This is a genomic window from Sphingobacterium gobiense, from assembly GCF_002980575.1.
GTDB classification, from domain to species: domain Bacteria; phylum Bacteroidota; class Bacteroidia; order Sphingobacteriales; family Sphingobacteriaceae; genus Sphingobacterium; species Sphingobacterium gobiense.
Map to the genome: position 1 here is coordinate 1,388,907 of NZ_PVBS01000002.1, position 26,558 is coordinate 1,415,464.

Genomic DNA, 26,558 nt, shown 5'->3' on the forward strand with positions numbered 1-26,558 from the left:
TTCTAGATTTCTAGGTCGATGTTCATTGCAAATGTATTTTCCTCTTGGTCCGACGCAAAAACGACGGCCTTATACTTGCCGGGGGTAATATTTCCAAGTTCTATATTAAATGTTTTTGAGTTTCCGGGAAGTAGTCCCATAACAGGACTTTCTAATTGACCTTCTATCTGTTTACCTTCGGAATCGTATAACTCAATTGAAGTGATGGCCCTGCAATAAATCTCGCTTTTGTTTGAAAGGGCTACCTGAAGAATTTTATTGCGTCCATTTTTTTCGACTCCGAATTTTTCAAATTTTAGTTCTGGCTTGATCGGACTGTTCACGTAGTCTGTGATAACCTGTATAGCATAGCGTACAATTGATGTAATCTGAACACCGGAATTTGATGTGTTTGGGTTGATTTCTTCTACGGGCTCAATAATAATGGTGCTCCAATAGCTTCCTTCACGGACGACTGAGTCGGGAACAGTTACCTGATAGATGATTTCCACACTTTGATTGGCTTTTAAGTTAACAAGGTTTGTACTCAATTTTATCCAATCCGCATTTGTTTTTTTATTGGTATGGGGTGCTGTATAGTGTATAGTTCCATCAAAGGAGTAGGAAATGTCTTGTAGGTAAAGTTTGACACTTTTTGGTCCAGTCCCTGTGTTTTGGAGTTCGATCTTTCCAGAATACACTTTTGCTTTTTCAGTTTTATAGGTATGTGTCAATCCATTGAGCACAACAATACTCGCGTGTGAGCGTATAGACAGTGCGAAAAATATAATATAGAGTAAAGTGTACTTGAACATGATTCAAATAATCTAGGGGTTTATAATAATAGAGGTTAGGGAAAACCGGCTATCAAGCGGATTTCCCTTAATCTGTTAATCCAACTATTTTTAGTTGTCCGAAATCGTATATGTAACCGTTGCTTCAACGGTTGCTGCCGCAACGAGGTCTTCGTAATTCGATGTCCCGCCAGTAGAGCCGCCAAATGCCAAGGCATATGTGAGGTTATGCCCATTACTTACACCATCACCGGTATATGCGCTCCCTATTCCGGATATGATAACTTGGTCGGCAGCGGTTAATGTCAGTTGGGCGGCGGGAGTTCCTAAGGTTCCGTCGCCCGCTCCTGCAGCGGCAGCGGCCGTAACATTGATGTCTATTCCGGGAATTTCTGCGTCCAATCGCACCGAAACGGTTCTGCTATCATCGGCGGTGGATCGAATAGAGGAGTAGTTAAGCCATAAAGTACTGTTATCCGCTGGTCCTAACAAAGGTAAGCCAGCCTCGGTAGGAGCAGTAAAACCCATCGTGATGTTTTTAGCAGCAGCGGGTTCGATATCAACAATTGCAACCTCTGGCACCGAGATCGTAATCGTATGGTTATCCGTGTTGCTGTCCTGTGCATTTGCATTAACAGCTAGAGCAACAGCCGCTAATGATAGAGGAATTGAGATTGTTAATGTTTTCATAGGTCTCATAGGATTTTATTTCATTTAATAGGGTGTTATTTTATTTATCGAACAAGTATGACCTAAAAAGGTTTTAATTTTTTTAAAAAATAGCTAGACCATCACGGCTTGTAGGAAAGGGTTATATAGTATTGTAAGAATGGCTCAGGATGACACCTGTAAACGCCTTAACGAAGCAGAGAATTTCTTGCGGGATTATTCAATAAGCTAAGAGAACCCCGAAGCTGGCTCCCTTAGTTTTTTTACAAATGCGCAGGACAATATGTATGAGCTTCCGCAAGTTTATTTCATCGGTTTTCTTGCTTTTCATTGGACAAAGAAGCGAGTTATCAGTATTATTGCAATGCGGTCCCTTACCATAGGAAGAGTAAAGAACAGTTTTTCAACAAGCTGGGTTACAAGCTACTTAGTCTGCCTTAATTTTTGTTAATAAGAAGCTGAAATAACGTGGTATTCCAACGTCGATCATCCTTAATAAAATGGGGGGAGGTGATATCGCGCATAGAAGGTTGCTTATTCAATAATCTCTACCGTGCCCTCAACAAAATCCGCAGCGCGCTTACCTCTTTTACTTTTTTCATCATGGTAACTCAAGTATGCGGTTACTTTTTTCGTTTCTAAATCAATTACCTGACTTACGGTATAACCGTCAGCTTCGATCCAGCTCAAAAAAAACTGATGGTTATTGAGCTGTTTATAACTGATTGTCTCGGTACCTTCGGTATGATTGTTTTCTGTATCTGTTTGACTCCAGTGCAACGTAGAGTCATCAATATAAGTTACCTCAGCACTCAGAGTGGGATAAGTTAACCGTGCTTTTTTCCCTATTAGTTGGTAGTCGACCGAATCATTTACTTCGGATGTTGCATCCACCTTGTTCGTTTTGCCAGCACATGCGCCTAAAGCAATAATAACTGTTGATACTATTAAAAGTTGTGTTTTCATATTTTATTTTACTTTGTTGTGAAATGATTATGAATTAAGTTTTTTTGTCCTGCTTATGAAAAGTATAGGGAATATAAGCAAGGAAACTACGAGAAAAGTAATCCCCACAATTAGTAACGACCCGTCAGAAAGGTGTCCTCCCACAATCGTTATCAGGAAAGCGATTCCCAGCTGTAACGCTCCAAATAATGAAGAAGCTGATCCACTATTATCTGTGCTAAATGGTGCCATCGCTAGATCGGTTGTAGCAGGAAATAACATTCCCATCGGAAACGTATACAAAAATAATGCCGCTAAAAGAGAATGCATCGATGCTCCCGCCAACAGCATCCCTATATAAACAACAGCGAATACACACATTAGTGTAGCGGCAAACCCCACTATTTTTTGCGCACTGTATCTCTTCTGTAAACGGGAAGCAAGATAGGCACTTAGCATCATGCCCAGAGCATTCACGGCGAAGATGATGCTGAATACGTCGCCGGACATTCCTCCCACATCCATTACTATAAAAGGGGCATTTCCGATGTATAGCATTAATGCTCCCTGTACGACACCTGCGATTAGGGCATAAACCACGAACTGCCTTTTCTGTAAAACGACTATATAATTTTGCCACACACTATTCTGCCCGCCTGTAGACAACGTTTTACTTGCAGTAAAGACCCTGCGCGTCTCGGGCAATAGAAACCAAGTGAACAATACGCTTAAAGCGCCAAGTATAGCCATTGCCTCAAAAGTAAACTCCCAGCCACCCCATTTAACAAGCTGATTTCCAATAATGGGCGCAATGATCGGTGCTACGCCCATGATCATAGCCAGTATGGCGAAGACACTCATTGTTCGGTGACTTTCAAAATAATCGGTCACTACCACTCTGGCTATCACGATGCTGCCGCAACCACCAATAGCCTGAACAAAACGCATGCCCCACAATTGCTCTATGCTTTGTGCGTACACGCACGCTACTGATGCTAGTATAAAGATGATTAAAGATATCAAGAGCGGTTTTTTTCGCCCATAACGATCTGCCAATGGCCCCCAGATCAATTGACCGATAGCAAAACCCGCCAGAAAAGTAGACAGAGACATCTGTACGTTCGTAGATGATGTATTGAATTGCTCGGCCATCTGCGTAAATGCAGGTAAAAACAGGTCGATGCTTAATGGTTCCAGCGCCGTCAGAAAAGACAGAATAAGCACTATTGTAATTTGTTTTCTATTCATGGATTGCCAATTAAATTTCCAGATCTGAATAACGTCAGCAAAAGTACGTCTATCCAAAGGAGATATATTGTACAAACTGGCGGACCTCATGAACTTTCGGGTCAGCGACAAATAATTTAAATGAACCTTTGATGAGCCTTAATCAGAAGCTGAAGTTAGCCGCACTGCTTTCTGTCTATATTCCTGAGGGCTGAGTCCTGTCTTTGCTTTGAACAGCCGCGAAAAATAAGCAGGATCATTGAAACCTAATCCATAAGCTATTTCTTTTATGGAGGACTCAGGCTTCGTTATGCTACGCTTAGAGGCTATGATAAGCTGATTGATAATATGTTCTTTAACCGTTTGGCCGGTATGAGACACCATAAGTTCGTTTACACGCCTCTTGCTCAGGTGGACAGACTGTGCATAGAACTGAACCTCCCTCTGTACCTTGAAATGCCGACGTACTAAATCCAGAATCTGTATTACTTTTTGTGTATTAGCATCGTTATACTTGCTCTTTTCACCGTTCGGCTTCAAAAGGATAAAGAAAGCACGCATATACGCTTCCAGCAAATCGCGTCTACGCTTTCCTTTATATTCTATTTCTATAAGCGTCGTTAACTGCAAAAGCGTTTCAGATAAATCTGTGGGCAACGAGACCTTCAGGAAGTATGGAGCGACCAGTAGGTTTGTTTCCAGTTCAAACAAGGATTCGAAAAAATCAATAGCAACAGGAATCAAAAAGCCCCTTTTGCCCTTGACCTCCATAATATGTACCTGATGAGGGGAGAGGATAAAAATATCACTGGAATTTATCGGATAAGGTTTGAAGTCAATAGAATGACTGGCATTTTCTTCAACTTCAGTAAACCACAGAATCTCGTAGAAATTATGGCGATGGAAGTCTCGGAAGCTACTGATATCCGCGAGCTCAATCCGTTCGAAGAGGAAAAATTCTTCGGGCTCTAGCTTGTGGAGCGGAATTTCTTTATCGGTGGTTTTCATTTTTCCAAAAATCAGTTTCAATTCATAAACGTTACGGTCTTTCCTGTTAGACAATGCTTTACGAGGTCAACCGGTTTTTGACTTTATTTTTCCGGGGGTAAATCCGTAGTGTTTTTTAAAAGCCGCCGTGAAATTGGTAGAATCGTTATATCCCATTATCAGTGCTACTTCACTTACGTTTAAGTCTCCCGCCAATAATAATCGCTTTGCTTCCTGCATACGCATTTCGGTCAGATAACCATACACGGTTGTCCCAAAAACCTTCTTGAATGCTTTCTTTAGATGGTATTCGTTGGTGCCGACCTTGCCTGCCAGATCGATGATGGAACAAGGGCTGGCTAAATTACACTCAATGATGTTTTTGGCCGCTTGCATTTTTTCAAAAGTTTTTTTATCCACCTTGAAGCTACCATTTCGCTTGTGCAAAATTTCATATTGCTCCAATTGGAGCATCAACAATTCAATAACCTTTGATTCGATGTGCATTCGCTTGAATCCACTGCAATGCTTATTATCCAAAATCTCTCGCAACAACACGTACATCCTAGGCGTTATGGGAAGGGCTGCATCACAAAGAAGTGCCGTCCTGTCTCTTTCCAGCTTCTTTATGAATGTTGAAAAAAGCCTTTCTCGAGGGATATATTTTTCGACATATGCAGGGGGTAACATAATGGATATCTTTTCCTGATTTGCTCCAGCTGACCAACGGTTTTCATACGCCGTCTCGGGGTAATAAACAATGTTTTGCTGGTTCCCGTCGAGACTTATAGGGGCGCTAATATCTTCAAACTTATAGACCGATTCTGAAGAAATGGAGAAGTTCATTTCAATGGCCGGCTTATCCGTCTGTATCGCGAAATCTATCGGCTGCTGGGCATCAATGTTAAGGTGCGTTATGCAGATATCTGACATCGACAGAATTTTATTCCGGTCCACTACGCCGTCGGCTATGTTAACCCTATCAATCTCAACGATATCCAGATAATCTACTTCCTCTGCAAACCCGTTGATCACATTAATGCCGCTTGGTGATAAGCTTTGTACCGATACCTCCATATGATTCTCCTTTCAATTTTTTTTTCATCGAAATTACTCCTCTTTTCATCGTCCGAAAGTTTATGCCCGGACTATCTTTGCAGCCAAAGTTATTTATAATTAATCTTAATAAGAAACTATGAGCGTTGCAATTTGTAATCATCCTGTCAAATGCCATTGGGAAAGCGATAAGACCGAGAGCGCTGATAATCTTTCAGTCTATCGTTTGTTGTGGGTCGCCATCGCACCATTGTTCGCGTACACTCTTCATATTGACTGTTACCGTATCGAATGTTGTTAGGAACAGTAAAGCCTGAACTAATTTATCTGGGAGCTACTATGCAAAAAAGCTATGTCAATCTTTTACCACTTATTATCCTTGTCCTTTGGAGTATTCGATTAGATGCCCAAGCCCCGTCCTCCGGATCCCTATCTGGAGTCGTCCGCAACGCCAAAGGAGACAGAGTTCAGAACGCATCCCTGTACTTTGACAAAACAGAATATAGCACACATGCCGATAGCGAAGGAAAATTTTATATCAGGTCTTTACCCCAAGGGCAATATCGGCTAACTATTTCGGCAATGGGCTATGACTTGTATAAGGCAAATATAGCCATTACAGCGGGAAAAAATATGACGCACGTTGCCATTCTCAAACAATGCATAAGTGCACTTGATGAAGTGAGCGTGGTGGGGAAATCCGGCGTATTAGAGGTAAAAGAGACCCCTTTTAATGTGGTAGCACTCGATGCGAAGTCGCACTACAACGCTACTTTGGATGTGGCCGGGCTTCTCGATAAGGCCTCGGGAGTAAAGATCCGTGAAAGCGGAGGTATCGGATCAGACATGAACATCACGCTCAACGGGTTTACCGGACGTAATATCCGCGTCTTTATGGACGGAGTTCCGATGCAGGGTATGGGGTCCGCATTTCAGCTGAACAACATCCCGGTGAATATAGCTGAACGTATAGAGGTGTATAAAGGGGTAGTACCCATTGAGTTCGGAGCGGACGCTTTGGGAGGAGTGATTAACATTGTGACCAACCGAACAAGGAATACGACATTGGATGCCTCATATTCCATCGGATCGTTTAATACGCACAAAAGCAACATCAGTTTAAACCACACCTTTAAGTCCGGAATATCCTTACAATTAAATGCATTTCAGAACTACTCGGACAATGACTATAAGGTCAAGACAGTCTATCGGCTTTTTGCCGAGGGAGGGAATAATGATGACGGCTGGTCTCAGAATGCGGGCTGGTCTACAGATTCTGCTTGGTTTAGACGGTTCCACGACACCTATAGAAACGAGACGGTCATGGCCAGAGTGGGTATCGTAGGTAAAAAGTGGGCGGATCGGATGCTTTTTGGACTAACACTGGGGCAGGAAAAAAAGGATATACAGCATGGATCTGAAATGAAATATGCATTCGGTGAACGCACCGCACATAGTAAGTCCATATTGCCCTCGTTTGTTTACGATAAACGCAATCTGATCATTGAAGGACTCAGCGTACGGGTCAATGGTAATTTTAATTACCAAAAAAGCGGCACGGTGGATACCACCTCTTACAAATACAGCTGGACGGGAGAAAGGGTACCTATCGGCGGATTGCGGGGCACCGGTGTGTCCTACGGCGAAGCTGGTTTTGGTGTTACCGAGTTTACGAATAGGAACGAATCTGCCACAGCCAACATCGGCTACCGCATCGATCATAGTCATTCCGTCGCGATAAACAGCGTAGCAACCAACTACACGCGAAAGCCCGTTTTAGCAGACATCGCGCAACGACTGTATCCCGGACTGCCGACAGCGGCCGACAGCATGAGCCGAAGCAGCTTCCAGAACATACTTGGAATCGAATATCGCTTCTCCTATAAACGGAGATGGAATACCAATCTGTTTGCAAAACACTACCGTATTGATGCATCTGGGCCGCAGAGCGATGAGGGGCTTACCTACCGCAAGAACGAAAATGCACAAAAAATGGGCTACGGTATAGCCACAACCTATTTTTTTACAGATCTACAACTCAAGGCCTCTGCTGAAAAAGCGTACCGTCTGCCTAACGACCGCGAACTTTTCGGGGATGAAATATTGGAAGTTGGTAATATCACACTGAGACCTGAGCAGTCGAACAACTACAACATCGGATTCACATTGAATAAAAAACTGAGTCCCGCCTATACCCTCTATGTAGACTGGTCCGGATACTATCGGGACACATATGACTTTATACAGACCGCCTTAGACAGGATAGGCGACGATCTGAACGGAATATCCGTATACAGACGAGCTAACCACGGCCGGGTTACGCGTCTGGGAACAGATGTGGAGACGAGGATCTATTATAAAAATATCGCTACCCTCGGGGCAACCATGACCTATATGGATATTCGAGACAAAGCAAAATATAAAGATCTCAGCGGCAACCTCGTAAACGGCAACTATAACTATCGAATGCCCAATCTGCCGTATTTTTTCTGGCATGTGGACGCATCATACTACGTACACAATCTCATGGGGAGGGGGAACACCCTAAACCTGAACTATACATTCAATTTCGTAGACCGTATTTACAGAAACGCTATTGCCTACGGCGATCGCGACACCAAAGACTTTATAGCGAAACAGGTGTACAGTGATCTTTCCGCGACATATATTATGAAAAACGGTAGATACAATGTCTCACTGGAAGCCAGAAACCTGGAAAACGCAATACTATACGACAACTTCAGCCTTCAAAAGCCTGGAAGACGCTTTTCGCTCAAGCTGAGGTATTTCTTTATTAAGCGATAACAATTAAATATAAATAATATAACTATAATCTCGAACATGAAAACACAAGTGATCAGTAAATCCTGGATGTTAGCATTGACAGCAGTTGCGATCATAGGCTGTAGCAAGAACAATCCTGAACAACCCGAGCCGAACCCAAACCCAGAAGAAAATATGGAGGGACAATTCTTAGTCGCAGCAACGGTCGATAATTCGACTTACCTACTTACTGCCGCGGCATTAGACGACGAGAATGCTTCAATAACGACGATTGGACAGGGTCTTGAGTATTCAGGAACATTTTCGAACTATATGCAAAATGGTTATCAGGGCTTTACGGCCATAAACTACGGTCGTGGGGACGCGCATTTAGGTCAGCGTTTTACCGTCAGTACAGAAGGCAAACCAGAAAGACTTGGAGCGCAGTTTGAAATTCAGAACGGCTTCATTACAGCCGGTATTGTGGGCGATGTCGCGTATTCATTAATGAGCGGAGGCCGATCTTCGGACCCCACGTTGGCGACTATAAACAGGATCCCGATGTCCGCAGGAGATCCCAGTCATAAATTTTTCAAGGTCAATGAATTTCCTGGCTTCGAAGGCAGAAATGCGGCCCTGTTAGGTATAGCGGATGCCGGAAACGGATCATTTTATACAGGTCTTGATTTTCCTTCTGATAATTTAGACGACGTCATTATTGCGAAGATCAACGCCAATAGTTTAGCTACGGAGGCCGTATATTCGGATACTCGTCTTACCGTATCTGGCGGCTTCTACAAGTCTGCCCGCTATTCGCAGATTGAATCTGCTGCTGACGGCGACGTATTTGTATTTTCCGGTAACAATCCAGGAACCAAAAAAGCGGGAGCATTGGTTATCAGAAAAGGAGGTTTGGGTTTTGATAAGGATTATTACTGGGATCTGGAGGAGGCTTCCGGAGGCTACCGCTTCCGTAGGGTCTGGCATATAGTGGAGGATAAATTCTTGTTGGAGTTCTATAATGAAAAAATAGAGTCGGGTACAGCTGCCAACATTGATAATGCGGCTAGCCAGTTCGCTATAGTGGATATGTCCGAGAAGAAGCTCACCTGGATATCAGGTATGCCAGCAAAATCAGATATTCCTGATCTTAGCGTAAGCTGGCCGTATGTTTTTGCGGGGAAACTCTACATCGGCGTTACAACCTCTACTGAGGATCCCAGATATTATGTCATCAACCCAGAAACTGCTATCGCTAAGAAAGGCTTATCGGTCAAAAATGCATCATCTATTGACGCGGCTACATTCGTGCAATATTCTGGGATAGCTAAAAAATGAAATAGGATATTACGCATTGCGGAAACATGACATAATTTCAATACGCTATCAATGAAAATTCTTTTTTTTACCATACTGCTCTTGTTTTTATCCGGTATTTCGCTGTTTGTGGGCGTTGCCGACCTAACTGTAGGCGATATTGTCCAATTGGATAGCGAAAAGATATCACTCATATTCGTAAGCCGTATTCCTCGTACCCTGTCCCTACTGCTAGCCGGTATTGGATTGAGTGTCTCCGGATTGATCATGCAGCAGGTGACGCAGAACAAATTTGTCTCGCCTACAACAGCAGGAACGCTTGAGTCCGCAAAAATGGGCCTGTTAGCCGCTATGGCCTTTTTTCCATCATCGAGCATGATGATCAAAGCGCTTTTCGCGTTTTGTTTTACGTTCGCCGCAAGCCTCCTCTTTTTACGGGTGGTGGAAAGGATACGTTTTCGGAATGTCATTTTTATACCGCTGGTAGGCTTAATATTCGGTAGCATACTGAACGCTGTATCCACTTTTTTTGCAATCAACCTCAACATTATGCAAGATATGAATGCTTGGATGATGGGAGATTTCTCCGGAGTTATACAAGGTCGCTATGAATTGATCTATATATGTCTTCCCGCGGTTTTCCTGACCTACTTATATGCAAATAAATTCACGGTTGTTGGTATGGGCAAGGATCTTGCCTCCAACCTAGGTCTGAACTACCGAATGGTAATGAACGTCGGGCTTTTATGCGTATCACTTACGGTTAGCACGATCATCATTACGGCAGGAGCCATTGCCTTCCTAGGATTGGTAGTACCCAATGTCGTAAGCTTGGTTTATGGCGATAACGTTAAGAAAACGCTGCCTCTTGTGGCATTGGCGGGCGCTACGTTTCTAGTTTTGTGTGATATTATCGGACGGCTGTTGATCTATCCTTTTGAAGTTCCGATCGGTTTAACGGTAGGCATCATCGGTGGTGCTGTTTTTCTGACACTTTTATTATCCAGAAGATGAAAAGGAATCAGAGCATAATAGGTCTGCTTATACTATTAGCCCTGGTGGCTATCGCATCGTTTTTATTGTACAATCTGGGCAGCAGTTGGGAGTTTGCTCTACGCCTCCGGTCGTTAAAGATAGTGGCAATGGTCATTACATCCTGTTGCGTCGCCTATTCTACGATAGCGTTTCACACGTTGACCAACAACAGAATCCTGACGCCCTCCATTATGGGGTTTGAATCCGTCTATATGCTCCTTCAGACCATATTGGTTTTTGTATATGGAGACCAAACATTTCACGTGCTGAATAGTTTTGGCAATTTTATGTTGTCCATTGCCTGTATGATCGGTTTTGCGTTCATCATTTATATGCTGATATACAAAAAGGGAAGAAGCAATATGTACCTGTTACTACTGATCGGGCTGATTTTAGGGATATTGTTCAATACGCTTAGTGCTTTCATGCAGCTATTGATCGATCCCAATGATTTTTTCATTATCCAAGGTAAAATGTTTGCCTCCTTCAACAAGATCAATCAGCACCTGTTACCGTATGCTGCTTTCATCCTGTTGCTGGTTCTATCCATTGGCGTCTACATGGCGAAATACCTCGATGTACTCGCTTTGGGCCGAGAGCAGGCCATCAGTCTGGGATTGAATTACAACAGTATGGTTCGGTTATTCTTGATCATGATCGCCATTCTGGTTGCTGTTTCAACGGCGCTGATTGGTCCCATCACTTTTCTTGGCCTGCTGGTCGCCAATCTCACTTATGAGCTCATTCGGACCCACAGCCATCGTCTCATGATCTTTGCATGCTGTCTGGTTTCGGTAATTACAGTCGTGGGAGGGCAATTTCTGATGGAACGGGCATTCAACTTTTCTACCCCCGTTAGTACCATCATCAATTTTGTGGGCGGGGGATATTTTATCTATTTGTTATTAAAAGTCAAAAAGATATGATTGAAGTAAAACATATATCCAAGAAATACAACGACAGGGTTGTTCTGGATGATATTTCGGTGCAATTTCCGAAAGGTAAGGTAACTTCACTGGTGGGCAGCAACGGAGCAGGAAAAAGCACCCTGCTGTCCATTGTCAGCCGGCTATTGACGCCGGACAACGGCCTAGTGCTAGTCAATGGGAAGCCGCTGACGGACTACAAGAACAAGGTTCTTGCACGGCACCTGTCAGTCCTCAAGCAATTCAACCATATAGGAATGAAACTTACCGTTCAGGAGCTGGTGGCTTTTGGGAGGTTTCCGTACTCGGAAAACCGGCTGAATGTCGATGATCAGAAAATTATTGCCAATTCGATCCGGTACCTTGACTTGGAAAACATAGCGGATTCCTTTATTGATGAACTTAGTGGTGGGCAAAAGCAACGGGCCTATCTGGCCATGGTGGTTGCTCAGGACACGGAGTATATCCTGCTGGACGAACCGTTGAACAATCTGGACATGAAGCATTCGGTACAGATCATGAAAATCCTGCGGAGATTGGCCGATGAGCTGGGCAAAACAATCATCATGGTACTGCATGATATAAATTTTGCCTCCCACTATTCCGACTATATCGTAGCGTTGAAGGACGGCAAAATCAAATACCACGACCGGACAGAGAATATCATTGAGGAAAACATATTGAAGGATGTATTTGATATTGACTTTGTCATTTCCAATTCCGGTTCTAAGAAGGTTTGCAACTATTTCAACCATTAATAAAAATTAAATATATCAAAAAATGAAAAAACCAGTTTTACTATTCGCATCGGCGGTTATGGTAGCCTTTACTGCCTGTAACAGTAGCAACGGCGAGAGCCGTGAGGAAACGGCGCAGATTAAGGTCACCATCGCTCATGCGCTCGATACGGTAGAAGTGCCGGTTAATCCTCAACGGGTGGTCGCACTGGATTATAGCGCGCTCGAGAACCTGGATCTGATCGACGCCAAAATAGTCGGAATTCCCAAATCCGGATTGCCAAAATACTTAAGCAAGTACCGGGACGATGCCGCGATCGCCGATGTAGGCAATCTCGTGGAAGTTAATATGGAAAAGATAAATGAACTGAACCCCGATCTGATCCTTCTGGGAGGCCGCCTTCAGGATTCCTATACCGACATGTCCGGGATAGCAGCTACCATCATCCCCGTATGGGATACGAAGGATCAGCTGGGGGCGCTTGAAAAGAATCTTCGCAACCTTGCAGAAATTTTTAATAAACAAGCTGAATTTGACAGCGCGTTGGCCGATATCAAAACAAAGGCAAGTGCCGTAAAAGAAAAAGCCAGCATGTCGGAAGCGAAGGCGTTAGTAGTACTTCATAATAAAGGACGGTTTAGCGCGTACGGCAGTGGTTCCCGCTTCGGTCTGATACATGATATACTGGGTGTCAAAGAAGCTGCGAAAGGATTGGAAACCCATCTGCATGGCACCACTGCGTCCAATGAATTTATTCTCCAAACTAATCCCGACATTCTGTTTATTGTCGACCGCAGTGCGGCCGTGGGGGACACCCCGTTAGATAAACGGGAAGTCGAGAATAAGCTCATTCAACAGACTAATGCCTATAAAAACGGAAAAATCATTTATCTTGATCCCGAAGCATGGTATCTGTCAGGCGGCGGCATAGCGTCCATGAATGTAATGATTGACGAAGTGGCAAAAGCACTTTAATAAATCAACGTGGCGGCTTTGGGAATTTCCAAAGCTGCCTTATCAGAACAAAGGCATATATATAATAAAAAAATGAAGACGATATGGCAAAACTAGCTGCTGGACAAATAATCGTGTCCGTCACGAAAAAAGAAGTGATAACTCCTCATTATATCCGCGTCTATCTGCATGGGGAAGGCGTTGAACAGTTCGAACGCACAACTATCGGAGACAATAACAAGATACTTATCCCGCCGGACGGTGTAGAACAAGTCTATTTTCCCACCTTTGGTGCTGAAAAGGGGGAATGGAACCACCCCCCAAAGGCGGTTGCACCTGCTGTCAGAACGTACACGCATCGGGGAATTGATATAGCCAAACAGCTGCTGGTTGTCGATTTTATCAACCATGGCGAAACGGGGCCTGCCTCGAAATGGGCATTGCATGCAAAGGTCGGCGATCGGTTGGGGATTATGATGCGTACAGAGCCCAAGGTGCTGTATCCTCCTGCTGATTGGTATCTATTAGTTGGAGATGCTACGGCAATACCGGTGCTAAGTGCTATCCTCGAAACATTGCCTGCGGGTAAGAAAGGTGTGTGCATCATTGAAGTGCACGGGAAGGACGACGAACAGCTGCTACCCACGGACGCCGATATCGAATTCATCTGGCTGCATAACACCGCGCCGCAAAACAGTAGCGAGCTCGCCAGCTTCGTAAAGAGCATAGCCATCCCCGCAACCACAAAGTTCGGATACGTAGCAGCCGAGTTTTCCAGTGTAAAACAAATACGTTCGTACCTGCGAGTGGAAAAAAAGTGGGAGCAAAAAGAACTGTATGCATATTCCTACTGGAAATCGGGCGTGTCAGAAGATAGATCGCAATCTGACAGGCAAGCCGAAAAGGATACGATTCGATAATGATATACATCTTTCATGAAGTAAAGACATCGTTCTTTACTATTACTGCTGAACTTAGGATGTGCATGGACGGAAAGTTCGACTTTGTCGCAAGGTAAATTCACCAATCAAAATGTAACCTATGACGTGTGGATAAATCAAAAGTTACGGTACATGTATATAACCAATAGTAGGAATTTTAAAACGATTGAAAACATGGAAAAAGCGAATCCGAATCAGAATGACAAGCTAGCAGTTCATGCCGCAGAGGTATTGCTTCACGATCATAGGGAGCCAGACCTTACTCGGGGTGCATCATTCCGCATTACGAGAAATCGTTTTTGGAAAAGAAATGAATTTATTGAAATAACAATTTATAGGCATTTTCTACTTAGCAGATCCTTCAATCCCTCGATTTAAAGCTTCTATAAAAGCATTCTTCAATATGCCTAAAAAGGTCGCCCATCCATTGGTTTCAGGATTATTGACATTCCCGTGAATGGGAACGGTAGTTGCAATTTCTTTACGCTTAGGGTTTTCTACCGCCTTGCTAAACAGCCCAATCACTGCCTCTTTTGCAGCATTGAGTATTCCACCCTCTTCTTTTTTGTTATCGTTCTTCCAGTCTAGAACTTTTATATTTTCGATAAATGGTTTAACATAGCCATTGAGTTCCCCATCCATTAAGTCTAGTTCGCTGTATATATCTAAATTTCCTCTTTCTACATCAAACTTACCTTGTGCTTTAATAAAATTGTTCAAACTGGTAAGATTTACGCCGGTTAGCTGCATATTCATGTCAAAGTCCGGAATTTCTTTTAAGATATTTACTTTCATATCCACTTTCAATGTCCTTGACCAACGGATGTCCCCGACAAAGAAACGGTTGATGGTAATTTGGTGGACGATGAATCTTCAACATTGGCTAAATTGAGAGCTGTCAGCCTCATGCTGTCAATATGTAGGTCAATTGGGGGGCTTGAAGAACGATCTAGATAAGTAAATTTACCATTCGTAACTTCAAGCCTGTTAATTGTTAGAGGCATTAAGTCTTTTAAAGTTTCTGTCCAGTGTTCCTTAGAAGGTTCTTTTGATAGGTCAGCCGTTTCAGCTAATATGTGTATACTTGGCTTATCCAGAATAACCTCCCCAACTAATTTTCCTTTAATAATTTGTTTCCATTCGATAGAAAGGTCTGTGCGATTTATTTGTAAAAATGGATAGCTACTTGTATCTGCCCTTTTCTTCAAGACTAACCCATCAATGGCATAAGCACCGCGAAGCAGATGAATATCAATGTCCTCCACATGACCGGTATATCCGGGCAAGTCATTCAACTCTTTGTTGACATAGTTCTTAACTATCGAAGGAAGCATAAGCCTGAATATGATTAGAACAATCACAATCCCCAGTAGTATCTTGTATGATGTCTTTAAAGCTTTAAACATACTCAAAAATGGTCTTTACCCTTTTATAATAACCAGCCACTCCAGTCTTTGTTTTTAGAAGAAGATTGATAGATAAGAGATTATGTTTTATATGGCGATCCTCGTCGCGTTCCGGAGCACTTTTATTTAGATCTTTCATGGTCTCTTCGGTTAATTGTAGCTTGCAAAGCTCATGTAGCTATCGTGTAGGATGGGCTATACTTATTTCAACTTTTTTCTCAGTAGCTTCAATTTTCATAGATCCTCCTATTGGAAATCTGGCTATGAGGGCGGTGTGGCATATCTTTTAATATTTTCCAACTGAAAAAATGGGTTCATCAAATACACCCTTTAGCCGATTACTCCATTTTTCAATAACAAATTTTCTTTCATCGTCTGTTAAATGTGCAACAGAATAATTGATTTCAGGCTTTAATACGGAGAAACCAACACATGCTAATATTCCTCTACTTACAGGCCTTAATATACCATAGATGTCTCCATGAAAACCATCACTTGAATAAGTTTCTTCTGGACTTCCAGTAGTAACAGATATTAATGCTTTCTTACCTTTTAATGTTCCATTTTCATAGTAACCACCATTCTTAAAAAATCTTCCAGACGTAAAAATTCTGTCAGTCCATCCTTTTAAGATAGCAGGAGGTGCAAATCTCCATAGTGGAAATTGCCAAATCATTAAATCGCACCATTCAACTTTATCTTGTTCAATCTGAGTTTCATCGGCATAACTGTTATTCATTTCGGATGCATAAATTTCCTCTAATTGTAATTTTAGAAAATGCGGGTTTTTAACAGACTTAAAATTGCTCCTATCGTAAACTGGATTAAATTTCATTGCATATAAGTCCGTAATTTTTACTTCATGTCCATTTTCAGTAAATGTTTTGATTGCTGATTGAAATAATGCAGCGTTAAAACTTTTTGGTTCAGGATGTGCTAACACAATTAATATTTTCATTGTTTTAAATTTTATTTGAAACAAAGCTATTTTCAATTTCATACCTTTACAAGGAAGCAGAAACTTGTTAGCAACTCACAATTTTGTTAGGGATGGGAAAAAGAAAACTCACAAGTACAAACACTATAAACAGAGACTATTTAAAGAACGATTGCGGTACTATGTACGCATTAACTTTACTTTCCGGTAGATGGAAAATGACTATTCTTCATAAATTGTCAAATCAAAACTTACGTTTTACCGAATTAAAAGAGGCTATATTAAATATATCTGACAGAATGCTTTCCTTGCAATTAAAAGAATTGGAAAGGGATGGATTGATTGAACGAAACGTATTTGCTGAAGTTCCTCCTAGAGTCGAATATAAATTAACAGGAAGCACTAAAAATTTGATTTCTATTTGGGACAAATTAAATGTTTGGGGAGAAAATCATCGAGCAATAATAGAGGCAAAAGGCAAAAAAAAATTTGCTCTATAGTTTATCTTCCTTGTCCATGTATTCTTCTAACCCATATTTCCATTGATCTAGAAGCAATGTCCGTGAGCTTGAACGAGACTTCATTTGGTGAAAACTATAATGGATGTAGCTAGCTGAGGGGGCATTACACTGGTAGCTCATAAAATCTTCGTAAGCTATTCCCAAGAAAATTCTATTTATTGGGGAATTGTTTATACCCACGTAAGCAACAAACGCATTCAACAAATAAGAAGTTCGTTTAACGACTTGTAAGACTTTTCATTATTTTTGATAGGAAATACAACTGATACTTATCAGACATATAAACGAGTTATCTGCAAGGATAAAAGAAAAAACCTACAGACAAAAAATGAAATCAATAAATCTAATTTTACTTACAATTACGCTTTTATTTATATTAGGCTGCTCGTCAAACAAACGCGCAGATAACAAATCATACGATTTGAATAATAGTGACCTTGTTTTACTTGAAGACAGTAAAAAATACTTTGACAGTTGTGGTGTTGAAGGTTCCATAGCTATTTATGATATAAAAGAACAAAAATGGATTACTTCAGACACAGTAGGAATAAAAGTTGAAACCCTTCCAGCTTCTACCTTTAAAATTATTAATTTATTGATTGCTCTTGAAACCAGAACGATTAATGATGAGAGTGAAATAATCAAATGGGTTGGTAGTACAGACACAATTAAATATGGACACAGACCTGATATTTATCACGATATGTCAGTCAAAGAAGCCTTTGAATTATCAGCCGGTTGGGTTTTTGTTGAATTTTCAAAGAAAATAGGAAAAGATACTTACAAAAAATACCTCACAGAGAGCAAGTATGGAAACAATAATTTGGCCCAAACAGAAGCCGATTTTTGGAATTTTGGAGACTTTGCAATTTCGCCTAAAAATCAGGTTGAATTTTTGAAATCTTTATATGAAGAAAAACTGCCCTTTTCGAAGCGGAACATTGACATCGTGAAAAATGTAATGATTACAGAGCAAACAGAAGACTATACTATAAGAGCTAAAACAGGTTGGACTCGAGAAAACAATATCAATACTGGATGGTGGACAGGGTACATTGAAACAAAAAAAGGCACATACATATTTGCGACAAGACTTTTACAAGACAGAAAAATGAACAGGTCTGATTTTGGTAGTTGCAGAAAAGAAATTACTAAAAAAGTATTTAAGGACTTGGGGATAATTCAACGGCCTTTTTGAAGGAGAAAAGATCATCCTTGATCTTGAATACCGCCCGACAGAGCGTAATGGTATACAGGAAAACAACCGGAAGGTTATCTTTGATCTGTATTGCACGAGCGATGATGATAGCCATTTCATCATCGAGATGGAGCAGCTGTCGCAAAATTAAAAGCACAACAAGGACAGAGAGGTGAACTTGTAAACATTTTGTTGGAAGCATCCAAACTTATATCAACTTTATTTTAACAAGATTGATATGAACCTGTCTAAATACAGCCACAACATGTCACACCATGTAGTTGAGTTTCTCAAAGGGGAGTTTAAGCTAAGATATAATGAGCTACAATACCTAGTTAATATTGCAATGTAAAATCTGTCGGTGACACTATGTGGATGAATAGACATGCCGCGGATTATTAATATTTGAAACTGCATTAACGAAAATATTTTTAAAATACCCGTTTAAAGCACAACATAAAAAAACTATGAAAAAATTACTGTTTGTTTTACTTTCTGCATTTATAATTATGTCCTGTAAAAAGGATGACAATCCTGGAGAGATTACGTTTATCGGAGAATGGAATACGACTAGTTTGCTCATCGATGACGAAGAGAGAATAGTAGGTACTGGGGAAGGTCTGATTTATACTTTTGCCGCTGATTCAACTGGGACAGTTCTGTATACTTATCCCGATGATAACCCATATACAGAGGAATTTACGTGGACGTTTGAAGAGGATAGTAATACATTGTTGCTAACACAGTCTGATGTATTTGTCAGTCCGATGAAAATTATCAGTCTTTCAGAGCAAGATATGATATTAGACAACAATGGAAATATTTATACGATGAGGAGGAATTAATATATTTTGGCTCAAGACAAAATGCTAATCACGACAAACCGGCACTTGGATAAGGTCCCCCCCCTCCGCAGTACAGGTTAAAAACAGGACGTGTTTCCCAAACAACAGTGCTGCAGCCATTCGGTGTAGTATTACTATCTCTAGCTGATCGCACGAGATCCAAATGCGTTGATAATCGAATCTGCAGTAATGTTGCCGGCAGGGTCTCGTAGCCATGTAGATGCAATGAAGAGGCTGATACGATGAATATTCTGGTGATTGCCGACGGGAAACTATTGCCCCACTATTGAGCTATTCGATTCTGGATGGTATTATCAGCAACTCGCTCATACAACTATGCCGGGATTTGCGTATTTTGGTCGAAGAACGACGAATAAGCATAGCCGAGTTGGCTGATACCTTGGCTCATAACGAAAATGTGGAGGTCTTCGGTTCAGGTACAGCCGCTATTGTTTCTCCTATAGCAAGTATACAAATTGACGGAGTAGAGTATCGGCCCTACACGGGAGATAAAGCGCTAACGTACCGTCTGAAAAATGAATTGGAAGAAATAAGACGTGGGCGCAAGCCGGACACACACGGATGAAATTATTTAGTAAATATTTAGAAACAACGAACAATGGATGTAAGATACCCAATCGGACAGTTTGAGAAGCCGAGCCTTATCAGTAAACAGGAACTTTCGGGCTGGATAAGGATAATAGCCGGATTCCCGAAAGAAATAGCCAGCGAGGTTTTCTCATTAACGGATGAACAGCTAGATACCCCCTACAGAGATGGCGGCTGGACAGTAAGACAAGTTGTCCATCATTGTGCAGACAGCCATATCAATGCTTTTATACGTTTTAAGTTGGCGCTCACAGAAACTGATCCCATTATCAAGCCTTATTATGAAGCGTTATGGGCAGAATTGCCGGACGGCAAAATTCACTTGGAGCCGTCGTTAAACCTTTTAAAAGGGCTACATGAGAGATGGACTAGATTACTTGAAAGCCTTCACGACGAAGACCTAAAAAGAACGTACGTTCATCCTGAACACGGTCGACCAATTCCTTTGGATGAAGTCATTGGCATGTACGCGTGGCATTGCACCCACCATTTAGCTCATATTACGGTGTTAAAGAGAAACCAAAATTGGATATAGCTTTACAAAGCTTTATGGGCAAGGTATCCCAGCAATTTAAGATCGCGATCCAATCGCTCATTCCATAATAAACCGTAGTTTAATCGAAGGCAATTTTCATATTGACCTTGCAACGTGAAAATTCTGCCCGGCGCAAAACTGATTTTATGCCGCAAGCATTGTTCATATAATGCAATGGTGTCAATGGTTTTTGGTAATTCAACCCAAATAACAAACCCACCCTGTGGCCTGCTCGCCATTGTTCCATTAGGGAAATAATCCGAAATGGCCCTTGAAAATTTGAGTAGATTGCCATGGAGGGTATGCCTTAGTTTGCGGAGGTGGTTCTCATATCGGCCTGTTTCGAGAAACCCGGCAATAACTTCCTGCGTGATGGAAGTCGATGAAATATTGTGGTAGAGCTTCATGCGCCGTACCTCATCTTTGAACTTTCCCGGAGCAACCCACCCAACCCGGTAACCGGGAGCGAGCGTTTTAGATACCGAACCGCACCACAATACCAGGCCGCTTTCATCATAGGTCTTGCAAGATTTTGGACGTTGCTGACCAAAATATACGTCACCATTGAGATCATTCTCAATAAGCGGAACGTTATATTTTTCAAGGAGACGTACCGTTTGTTTCTTGTTTTCGTCGGGCATGCAACTGCCCAGTGGATTGCTGAAATTGCTGATAAAGAGACATACATTTATCTTGTTTTTTCTTAGTGCATCTTCCAATGCGCTCAGGTCAACACCATGCTGGGGATCTGATGGTAGTTCCAATACTTTGACACCTAACACCTGAGCGAGCTGTAACATGCCGAACGAAATAGGACTTTCCATGGCTACCGTATCTCCTTTTTTTGTCAATGCCATCATACAATATGACAGCGCGTTCAGGCAACCGCTCGTGGTGATGATTTCATCATGCTTGAAATTACACTCCATTGCGAAAGACCATCGGGCAATCTGACGGCGTAACCGCTCATTTCCCTCGGTTTTGTCGTACATGACACCACTACCTTTCAACTCCCGTGTTGCCATCATCAAACCTTTGTTAAGTTTTGCTATGGGCAATAACTCATTGGCCGGAGCTCCCAACGCGAGCGGTAAATGACCATCTTCTCCCAAGCTATCATAAATCTTACGCACCAATAATTCACTGTCGGCGTAATTTGCTTCGGATTTGGGGCTGGTTAGCAGGGGAAGCGCGGGAATTTTCGTTTTTGAATACCGCACATAATATCCGGACTGTGGTCGGGTCTCAATCAGCATTTTACTCTCTAAATAATAGTATGCACTTAATGCCGTATTTTGACTGACACCATATTCACGGCATATGGTCCGTAGCGACGGGAGCTTATCACCGGTACGCAACGTCCCGTTCAGGATTTGTTGCTCAATAATTTTAGCGATACGCATATAAGCGAACTCTAACTTTTTTTGTATTTTCTTCATTCTTATATTCTAACTGCTACCAATAAAAATAATAAAACTGCATCTGCTATCATAAAAATATATTGCCGAATTTTGTTTGACAAGATGAATTTAAAATTATGGGACACTGTAAGATTAAACCGGGATTTCATCGGATGGATTTAGGGAGCATCCACTAATTTATCTCCAAAGAAAAATCGTTCAAGATATATGTATCGCACACCTATAAAAAACAAGTAATGATGGACTTCTATCACAAGTACATATTTATCATAGGTTCAGGTGCTATTGGCAAAGCACTCGCTATCTTCCTTTCTCAAGCAGGTAGAAAAGTTACCATGATAAGAGGAAGCGTAGATGACGGTCGTACAATAACCCGCCGTTTCGCTGTCGAAATAGAAAACGGCGTTATGCACAAGGCAGATGTTGAGGTTGCAACATTGAATTCCTTTTCCCAGATTGACGGTATTGTTGTTCTCGCAACCAAATCTTTTGGGAATGAAAAACTGGCTGGTGCATTAAACTCAAAAATAGGCGACTCACCCATCGTACTTCTACAAAACGGCTTGGGCATCGAGCAACCGTTTTTGGAGCGTGGATACCAGCAGGTATACCGTTGCGTTCTCTTTGTAACAAGTCAGTCGATTGATGAAGTTGTTGTTCGGTTTAAGCCTGTGACAACTTGCCCTGTGGGAATAGAGCATGGAGATGAAGAGCAACTCAACAATATCGTGGGCCATCTAAATACCCCCGATTTTGGATTTATGAGTGAAGTACATATCCAGCATATCATATGGAAAAAAGCAATCATCAATTGCGTGTTCAATTCGGTTTGCTCGTTATTGGAAATTGACAATGGCATCTTCCACAGAAATCCTGATGCGTTGAAAATTGCCCGTAGGGTAATCGCCGAATGCACAACTATCGCGCATGCAAAAGGAATAGCCATTCAGCCTGATGACGTAGAGCACGGTCTGGTTCAAATAAGCCGGTTGTCTGATGGGCAAGCGATATCGACCTTACAAGATATACGGCGCAATAACAGAACTGAAATAGAAACTTTAAACGCTGAAATAGTGAGGATAGCGGAACAAATACATCAGCAGGATGCCGTTAGGGAGATAAGGTTATTAGGTGAACTCACGAAAATAAAATCTGAGCTCTCGCTTAATTTGTTGTCAGAGCGTAAAATACTGATATAGAATTTAAGAACAATAAAGATACTTATAATGAAAACAATGATAATAACAGGCGCCAGCCGGGGAATAGGTGCGGCCACAGCATTCCTTGCCGCTAAAAATGGTTATGCCGTAGCAGTAAATTATAAAAAGAACAAAGCAGCAGCCGACGATGTAGTTAATCGAATTGTATCGCAAGGAGGAAAAGCCGTCGCCATTCAAGCCGATGTTTCCATGCAGGATGAGATTGTTCGTTTATTTTCCGAAGTGGATAGGCATTTTGGAAAGCTTCATTGTCTGATCAACAACGCCGCAATACTCGAGCATCAGAAGAAATTCGTCGATCTTGATTATAAAAGATTGCAACGGATGTTCAGCGCCAATGTGATGGGGCCGTTTCTGTGCAGCCAAGAAGCCATCAAACGCATGTCGTCAACGTATGGCGGTGAAGGCGGAACCATTGTCAATGTTTCCTCCATTGCTTCCAGGACCGGGGCACCTTTTGAATACACCGATTATGCTGCCACAAAAGGAGCGTTAGATACCTTAACGATCGGGTTATCGAAAGAATTAGCGGACGAGCATATCCGGGTAAATGCTGTTCGTCCCGCATTCATCCACACCGACATCCATGCCGATGGCGGTGAGCCCGACAGGATCGATCGGATACAAAGTACTATTCCGCTTAAACGCGGTGGTTTGGCGGATGAGGTTGCAGAAGCTATTTTGTGGCTCGCATCGGATAAATCATCCTATTCGACGGGAATTTTCATTGATGTGACAGGTGGACGTTAACTTTTCCGAATCAAGAAGTAAATAAAAAATTGCATGAAAAATAGAGTCGTAAATATTCCAAAACCGTTATGGAAGTTACATGGAAAGCAAACTTACAAACAGGATTTAGTAATGACTTACCTCATTGCCGTAATCGTAATGCTGGTGAACTTAAAAGCAGGCAGTGAATTGGTATTATGGAAAGTGATCGTTGTGGCTATTTTGTCAATGGATATCGGTGGCGGAGTAGTCAGTAATTTCACGAGAGGTACGATAAATTACTATCGGGAATCGAAACTATCTCCTTATCTTTTTGTATGGTTTCATTTATTACAAGCATTTGCTTTAGCTTTTATTTATCAGGTTTCTTTTTTCCCAATTTCATTAGCCATGATAACAGCTATGATTGGCGCAAGTGTCGCGATAGCATTCCATAGAACAGCTATGCAGCGGCAAATCAGTGTGTTTTTCTTTGCATTAGTTGTGTTACTGTTAAGCCTCTTTCCCGAAGTCCCTATCCCGGCTAAAACTTTGACTTTGCTGATGTCATTCAAATTGCTGGCGGGATTTTCAGCGCACTATGGTAAACCAATTGAGTAATAGTTATATAGATATTATCAAATAAATGAACTGGTTATACAACGAGTTTCACAAATAGGCAAACACTCTCCATCGCCCGAAATAAGTCTGCACAATATAATGAAAGAAAGTTTGAACAAGATAAAGAAAGGAGGCATTTCACCGACGATCTTTAGAAAATTACAATGAGATATGATTAAGATTCAGGAAAAACAAGCTATTGAAAAGTTGGTACAATCGGGTAAGGAATTTATCTCCCTGCTTGACGTAAACAATCTTTCAGTCGAAATTTACGAACCCCACCTTGTGGATAAGCAAAAACCACACGACCGGGATGAATTTTATGTTATCATCGCCGGCTCAGGCATTTTTGAATTGGATGGCGAAACTACTCCTTTTCGACAAGGAGACTTCTTGTTTGTCCCGGCATTTGTAGCACATCGATTTGTCGAGTTTTCAGCAGACTTTATAACTTGGGTCTTTTTTATAAAGTAGCTATGCTATGTTAAAGAGCAATAAGTTTAAAAGCTTCCGTGGATAGTAAAAAGAAAACGGCGAGACTTCCGGCTAGATCTAAGCTAGAATCTAATGAAAGTAGTAAAATATACCATCAGAGCTGCCGGAAGCACTGTCTAGGACTTTCGGTAATGGATTCCAATAGAAATCCCCAGCCCCACTAATGTCATCCACGCGATAGCTATATTCTCTCTTCCTTTCAAAATGGGTACGATATCCCATGGTTTTTCATGGATATAGGTGGCTTCCGCCCAACCGCCCCCCTTTTCTCCTGTTTGGCCTTTTTCCGTCGGGGGACTGCTGTTATTGAGCGATAAACGGACTAATTTTTATTTTTCTATGTTTTGCATATTCTTATTATTGTTTTATATTATACCGTTATAAGCTTTTAATACTAACTAGAACGTTTGATAATGAAGAAAATATTCCTGTTGCTTTATACCATTTTTAGCGTAACATTGCTATTTTCCCAAGAGAAGGCCGTTATTGAATTACAAAAAATGGATGGCTATGGTCCTCATGGAAAGACCTCGTTCGGCATAGGTGAAAAACATGATAGCAAACGAAAAGAATTATATCCCGCCGTTAAAAATATTCCCGAAAACTGGAACGATGTTCGAGAATATTACTATGAATTAAATCCAAAGCAGTTAATCTACCAATCCGTACATCGATTGGATACGATGAGCTCAAGTCTAGCCAAACTACTGGAAACGGAGGAGATGGACCTAAAAGACTCGGTGAATTACACGGAAGAACCTCTGGCTTGCGGGATTAATATTGTAGTAGGAAGAGATAGTCTGGGAATGCATTATATAATTGATAGAAATCAGAATAACGATTTTGGCGATGACGTGGTGAGGTCTCTTGTTGGAAGAAATACTTCATCCTCGGTACCAAATAATCCAGACTATGTTTTTTATCAATACTGGTACGAAGGCAAAGTTCATAACGACACCTTAATTATTTCCCTATCGGAGATTAATAACAACGTCTTTTTTTCTTTCCCGCAATTTTATCTATCAACTTTAAAATACCAAGACAATACATATTATTTCTGTAAGAATATCATGGGCAGAGGTGCTTTCGTTGTGCCTGCTATCCCTTATTTTTCGGCGTTACCTCCAGAGAGGAGAGTTTTAGAAGGACAATATTTTAATTTGGGTGAGGATACGTTCAAGCTATCCCGCATTTTGTATGACGGGAAATTTATAGAGATCGAAGGCGCCGCTATTTTGACTGATACCATCAAGACAGTAAAAGAGAATCGAAATATTCATCAAGCTTCCGATCAAGCAGGGTTTTTAGCTCCTGCACTATCCGGACGAGATGTCTTAAACGGTGATCTGTGGACGTTGGATAGTGTGGATAAGGACAAACTGATTTTTATTTACTTTTGGAGTACGACATGTGGTCCGTGTTTACAAGATTTACCAAATCTCACACGCATTGCGAATAAATATAACGATAAGGTAGAATTTGTAGGAATCTGCGATGTAAGAACTGATCTCAACACGGTGTTGAATAAGCATAACATAAATTGGCCAATGATTAAACTTCAAGATGCTGAAACGGAAGTAAACAAATACAATATATACAAATATCCATCATCATATTTGCTAAACAGCGAGCGGGTCATTCAGCGGGTAGATATGAGGTCAGCGCAGTTAGAGGAGTTTATAATAGAGAATATTCTTTAAATATTGGTTGG

The 26,558-nt window shown here is 41.5% G+C and carries 29 protein-coding genes; 18 read left to right on the forward strand and 11 right to left on the reverse strand.

All coding sequences use genetic code 11. The features are described from left to right. Positions 1 to 2: 2 nt before the first annotated feature. The 6 genes from C5749_RS14575 to C5749_RS14600 form a co-directional block, all read right to left on the reverse strand. Complete coding sequence (locus tag C5749_RS14575) at positions 3 to 794, reverse strand: COG1470 family protein (protein WP_105726872.1); 792 nt, start codon at positions 792 to 794, stop codon at positions 3 to 5. A gap of 90 nt (positions 795 to 884) precedes the next feature. Beyond that, positions 885 to 1,463, reverse strand: a complete 579-nt coding sequence (locus C5749_RS14580; protein ID WP_105726873.1) for a hypothetical protein — start codon at positions 1,461 to 1,463, stop codon at positions 885 to 887. Between the two features lie 513 nt (positions 1,464 to 1,976). Continuing rightward, positions 1,977 to 2,408 carry a MoaF-related domain-containing protein gene (locus tag C5749_RS14585; RefSeq protein ID WP_105726874.1) on the reverse strand — a complete coding sequence of 144 codons (432 nt, stop codon included), beginning with the start codon at positions 2,406 to 2,408 and terminating at the stop codon, positions 1,977 to 1,979. 27 nt (positions 2,409 to 2,435) lie between these two features. Then, a complete protein-coding gene (locus C5749_RS14590; RefSeq protein ID WP_181151443.1) occupies positions 2,436 to 3,635 on the reverse strand; it encodes a multidrug effflux MFS transporter in 1,200 nt (399 codons plus the stop codon). Between the two features lie 138 nt (positions 3,636 to 3,773). After that, entirely contained in the window at positions 3,774 to 4,622 is an 849-nt protein-coding gene (locus C5749_RS14595; protein ID WP_105726876.1) for a helix-turn-helix domain-containing protein, read from the reverse strand. Between the two features lie 66 nt (positions 4,623 to 4,688). Continuing rightward, the gene (locus tag C5749_RS14600; protein ID WP_105726877.1) at positions 4,689 to 5,678 is read right to left on the reverse strand and encodes an AraC family transcriptional regulator; all 990 of its coding nucleotides are present in this window, start codon (positions 5,676 to 5,678) and stop codon (positions 4,689 to 4,691) included. Between the two features lie 270 nt (positions 5,679 to 5,948). Here C5749_RS14600 and C5749_RS14605 point away from each other — a divergent pair, with 270 nt between their 5' ends. From C5749_RS14605 to C5749_RS14635, 7 genes are all read left to right on the forward strand, one after another. Then, positions 5,949 to 8,462: a TonB-dependent receptor gene (locus C5749_RS14605; protein WP_105726878.1), complete on the forward strand. Its 2,514-nt coding sequence runs from the start codon at positions 5,949 to 5,951 to the stop codon at positions 8,460 to 8,462. 36 nt (positions 8,463 to 8,498) lie between these two features. Then, complete coding sequence (locus C5749_RS14610; RefSeq protein ID WP_105726879.1) at positions 8,499 to 9,758, forward strand: DUF4374 domain-containing protein; 1,260 nt, start codon at positions 8,499 to 8,501, stop codon at positions 9,756 to 9,758. A gap of 51 nt (positions 9,759 to 9,809) precedes the next feature. Then, positions 9,810 to 10,751: an ABC transporter permease gene (locus C5749_RS14615; protein WP_105726880.1), complete on the forward strand. Its 942-nt coding sequence runs from the start codon at positions 9,810 to 9,812 to the stop codon at positions 10,749 to 10,751. Further along, positions 10,748 to 11,698, forward strand: coding sequence for an iron chelate uptake ABC transporter family permease subunit (locus C5749_RS14620; protein ID WP_105726881.1), 951 nt, complete (start codon positions 10,748 to 10,750; stop codon positions 11,696 to 11,698). The genes C5749_RS14615 and C5749_RS14620 overlap by 4 nt, the downstream gene beginning before the upstream one ends. Then, positions 11,695 to 12,456 carry an iron ABC transporter ATP-binding protein gene (locus C5749_RS14625; protein WP_105726882.1) on the forward strand — a complete coding sequence of 254 codons (762 nt, stop codon included), beginning with the start codon at positions 11,695 to 11,697 and terminating at the stop codon, positions 12,454 to 12,456. Before C5749_RS14620 ends, C5749_RS14625 begins: the two co-directional genes overlap by 4 nt. Before the next feature lie 22 nt (positions 12,457 to 12,478). Beyond that, positions 12,479 to 13,411 carry a siderophore ABC transporter substrate-binding protein gene (locus C5749_RS14630; RefSeq protein WP_105726883.1) on the forward strand — a complete coding sequence of 311 codons (933 nt, stop codon included), beginning with the start codon at positions 12,479 to 12,481 and terminating at the stop codon, positions 13,409 to 13,411. Positions 13,412 to 13,494: 83 nt separating this feature from the next. After that, positions 13,495 to 14,310, forward strand: a complete 816-nt coding sequence (locus C5749_RS14635) for a siderophore-interacting protein (RefSeq protein WP_105726884.1) — start codon at positions 13,495 to 13,497, stop codon at positions 14,308 to 14,310. A gap of 366 nt (positions 14,311 to 14,676) precedes the next feature. Here C5749_RS14635 and C5749_RS14640 read toward each other — a convergent pair whose 3' ends face one another. From C5749_RS14640 to C5749_RS14650, 3 genes are all read right to left on the reverse strand, one after another. Continuing rightward, complete coding sequence (locus tag C5749_RS14640; protein ID WP_146113758.1) at positions 14,677 to 15,126, reverse strand: DUF748 domain-containing protein; 450 nt, start codon at positions 15,124 to 15,126, stop codon at positions 14,677 to 14,679. An 8-nt stretch (positions 15,127 to 15,134) separates the two neighbouring features. Continuing rightward, positions 15,135 to 15,737: a DUF748 domain-containing protein gene (locus tag C5749_RS19900; protein ID WP_105726886.1), complete on the reverse strand. Its 603-nt coding sequence runs from the start codon at positions 15,735 to 15,737 to the stop codon at positions 15,135 to 15,137. A gap of 286 nt (positions 15,738 to 16,023) precedes the next feature. Further along, positions 16,024 to 16,695: an NAD(P)H-dependent oxidoreductase gene (locus tag C5749_RS14650; RefSeq protein WP_105727072.1), complete on the reverse strand. Its 672-nt coding sequence runs from the start codon at positions 16,693 to 16,695 to the stop codon at positions 16,024 to 16,026. 92 nt (positions 16,696 to 16,787) lie between these two features. On the opposite strand from C5749_RS14650, the gene C5749_RS14655 reads away from it, so the two are divergent. The 6 genes from C5749_RS14655 to C5749_RS14685 all read left to right on the forward strand — a co-directional run bounded on the left by C5749_RS14655 (position 16,788) and on the right by C5749_RS14685 (position 20,382). Then, a complete protein-coding gene (locus C5749_RS14655; RefSeq protein ID WP_105726887.1) occupies positions 16,788 to 17,174 on the forward strand; it encodes a winged helix-turn-helix transcriptional regulator in 387 nt (128 codons plus the stop codon). A gap of 349 nt (positions 17,175 to 17,523) precedes the next feature. Continuing rightward, positions 17,524 to 18,393: an OXA-1327 family class D beta-lactamase gene (blaOXA, locus tag C5749_RS14665; RefSeq protein WP_105726888.1), complete on the forward strand. Its 870-nt coding sequence runs from the start codon at positions 17,524 to 17,526 to the stop codon at positions 18,391 to 18,393. Between the two features lie 13 nt (positions 18,394 to 18,406). After that, positions 18,407 to 18,544, forward strand: a complete 138-nt coding sequence (locus C5749_RS19975) for a PD-(D/E)XK nuclease family transposase (protein ID WP_425443446.1) — start codon at positions 18,407 to 18,409, stop codon at positions 18,542 to 18,544. A gap of 316 nt (positions 18,545 to 18,860) precedes the next feature. Next, complete coding sequence (locus tag C5749_RS14675) at positions 18,861 to 19,238, forward strand: lipocalin-like domain-containing protein (protein WP_105726889.1); 378 nt, start codon at positions 18,861 to 18,863, stop codon at positions 19,236 to 19,238. Positions 19,239 to 19,512: 274 nt separating this feature from the next. After that, positions 19,513 to 19,824, forward strand: a complete 312-nt coding sequence (locus C5749_RS14680; RefSeq protein WP_105726890.1) for an aminotransferase class IV — start codon at positions 19,513 to 19,515, stop codon at positions 19,822 to 19,824. A gap of 33 nt (positions 19,825 to 19,857) precedes the next feature. Continuing rightward, complete coding sequence (locus C5749_RS14685; protein WP_105726891.1) at positions 19,858 to 20,382, forward strand: YfiT family bacillithiol transferase; 525 nt, start codon at positions 19,858 to 19,860, stop codon at positions 20,380 to 20,382. A gap of 2 nt (positions 20,383 to 20,384) precedes the next feature. Here the strand turns inward: C5749_RS14685 and C5749_RS14690 are convergent, their stop codons facing one another. Further along, positions 20,385 to 21,821: an aminotransferase-like domain-containing protein gene (locus C5749_RS14690; RefSeq protein WP_105726892.1), complete on the reverse strand. Its 1,437-nt coding sequence runs from the start codon at positions 21,819 to 21,821 to the stop codon at positions 20,385 to 20,387. Between the two features lie 218 nt (positions 21,822 to 22,039). Here C5749_RS14690 and C5749_RS14695 point away from each other — a divergent pair, with 218 nt between their 5' ends. From C5749_RS14695 to C5749_RS14710, 4 genes are all read left to right on the forward strand, one after another. Next, positions 22,040 to 23,002 carry a ketopantoate reductase family protein gene (locus tag C5749_RS14695; protein WP_245893791.1) on the forward strand — a complete coding sequence of 321 codons (963 nt, stop codon included), beginning with the start codon at positions 22,040 to 22,042 and terminating at the stop codon, positions 23,000 to 23,002. 27 nt (positions 23,003 to 23,029) lie between these two features. After that, the gene (locus tag C5749_RS14700) at positions 23,030 to 23,773 is read left to right on the forward strand and encodes an SDR family oxidoreductase (protein ID WP_105726893.1); all 744 of its coding nucleotides are present in this window, start codon (positions 23,030 to 23,032) and stop codon (positions 23,771 to 23,773) included. A 33-nt stretch (positions 23,774 to 23,806) separates the two neighbouring features. Continuing rightward, on the forward strand, positions 23,807 to 24,352 hold the full coding sequence (locus C5749_RS14705) for a hypothetical protein (protein ID WP_105726894.1): 546 nt from the start codon (positions 23,807 to 23,809) through the stop codon (positions 24,350 to 24,352). Between the two features lie 171 nt (positions 24,353 to 24,523). Further along, on the forward strand, positions 24,524 to 24,826 hold the full coding sequence (locus C5749_RS14710; RefSeq protein ID WP_105726895.1) for a cupin domain-containing protein: 303 nt from the start codon (positions 24,524 to 24,526) through the stop codon (positions 24,824 to 24,826). Between the two features lie 90 nt (positions 24,827 to 24,916). Here the strand turns inward: C5749_RS14710 and C5749_RS19675 are convergent, their stop codons facing one another. Beyond that, complete coding sequence (locus tag C5749_RS19675) at positions 24,917 to 25,069, reverse strand: hypothetical protein (protein WP_181151449.1); 153 nt, start codon at positions 25,067 to 25,069, stop codon at positions 24,917 to 24,919. A 191-nt stretch (positions 25,070 to 25,260) separates the two neighbouring features. Between C5749_RS19675 and C5749_RS14715 the strand changes: the two genes are divergently transcribed. Further along, complete coding sequence (locus C5749_RS14715) at positions 25,261 to 26,547, forward strand: TlpA family protein disulfide reductase (RefSeq protein ID WP_105726896.1); 1,287 nt, start codon at positions 25,261 to 25,263, stop codon at positions 26,545 to 26,547. The last annotated feature ends 11 nt before the right edge of the window (positions 26,548 to 26,558 follow it).